This is a genomic window from Treponema sp. R8-4-B8, assembly GCF_054786175.1.
Genome location: NZ_BDHE01000093.1, coordinates 1 through 1,498 on the forward strand (window position 1 = coordinate 1; position 1,498 = coordinate 1,498).

General features: G+C 40.9%; 2 protein-coding genes. Both read right to left on the reverse strand.

The window, feature by feature from the left end:
- Positions 1-1,287 (reverse strand): ATP-binding response regulator (locus tag ACYVRA_RS06470; protein ID WP_461251931.1); only part of this gene is annotated, 1,287 nt, incomplete at its 3' end.
- 25 nt (positions 1,288-1,312) lie between these two features.
- On the reverse strand, positions 1,313-1,498 hold a 186-nt coding region (locus tag ACYVRA_RS06475; RefSeq protein WP_461251932.1), incomplete at its 5' end, for a hypothetical protein.

The window sequence follows — 1,498 nt, forward strand, 5'->3', positions numbered from 1 at the left end:
AATTTCCCTGTTGATTTCAACGTCTTCAGCGACCAATATTGAATATTCCTTAAAATCAATAATGGTTTCATCTGAACCGCTAACCATGTCCGCGCTGCCGGTTCCTTCTTTCGCTTTTATTGTAAATATAAATTTTGACCCCTTGTCAAGTTCCGATTCAATCCATATTTTTCCCTGCATGAGTTCTACAATCCGTTTGGAAACGGCAAGTCCAAGTCCCGTGCCGCTGGTTTTTTTGGAAACCCCGCCGTCTGTATGCTTGTAAGGCGTGAAAAGTTCTTCTTGCCGCTCCGGTGAAATTCCTATGCCGTTGTCGGCAACTTCTATCTTAAGGATTATTTCGCCGTCACGCTCTTCCAATTTTTCCGCGCTTAATTCGATCTTTTCGTTTTCGGACGAGAATTTTATCGCATTGGTTATCAGATTTGTAATGACCTGCGATAATCTTTGTTCGTCATTGATGATGAACGGCGGAACATTTTCATTCACATTAACGGTAATATGCATTTGTTTTTTCTCGGCGCGGGCTTTTGTTAAGTCAATAATTTTTGACAGCATATTTTTAAAATTAAAATTACCGTGTAAAAGTTCAAATTTATTCGCTTCAATTTTGGACATGTCAAGAATATTGTTGATTACCTTCAGTAAATGCCTTGACGTGTCATTAGCCTTCTCAAGGTAACGTTTTAAAGTCTGAATGTCGTCCGTTTCCCTCGCGATGTTTATCGTGCCTATGACGGCGTTTAACGGAGAACGTATTTCATGGCTCATGTGGGAAAGAAATTCGCTCTTGGCGCGGGACGCGTCCTCCGCCTCCAGTTCCGCCTTTTCGCGCAGTCTGGCTTCTTGTATTTTTAATTCAAGCAAATTCTCAATTTCTCTGTTTCTATCAAGAATCATTTTATGTTGTTCCATTAGGGATATATGCATGCTTATCCGTTTGAGCAACAGCGGCATGATAAAAGGTTTGCGGATATAATCAACCGCTCCCAGTTTTAAGCCCTTAATTTCACTTTGATCATCGCTCATGGCGGTCAGGAATATAATGGGTATATCATAGTATTCATCAACGCTTTTCAATTTTTTTGCCGCTTCATATCCGTTCATTTCAGGCATTTCAATATCCAGCAGGATTAAATCCGGCTGAATATGTTCCAATAAATTAAACATCGCTGCCGCTGAAGGGCATGGATATACCATGTATATGTCTTTTAAGATAGTCTTGAGCACGGTAAGGTCTTCAAGACTGTCGTCTACAATAATAATTTTTTTCCGTTCATCGGTCATTTGTTCAATTCTTTCCTATGTTTGCCTAACCGCTTTGGTCAGGCTTAGATAATTCTTCAGAAAGCCGCTCCGCAGCTTCGCCCATTTTCGATATGTCTATTTTTTGCCTCAGCCATGTTACCAAATCGGCGCCTTCTTCGTAATCTGAGCTTTCCAGTTCGGACATGGCCTTGTCAATGTTGTCCACATCGTAGTTTTCACAACTCTGCCG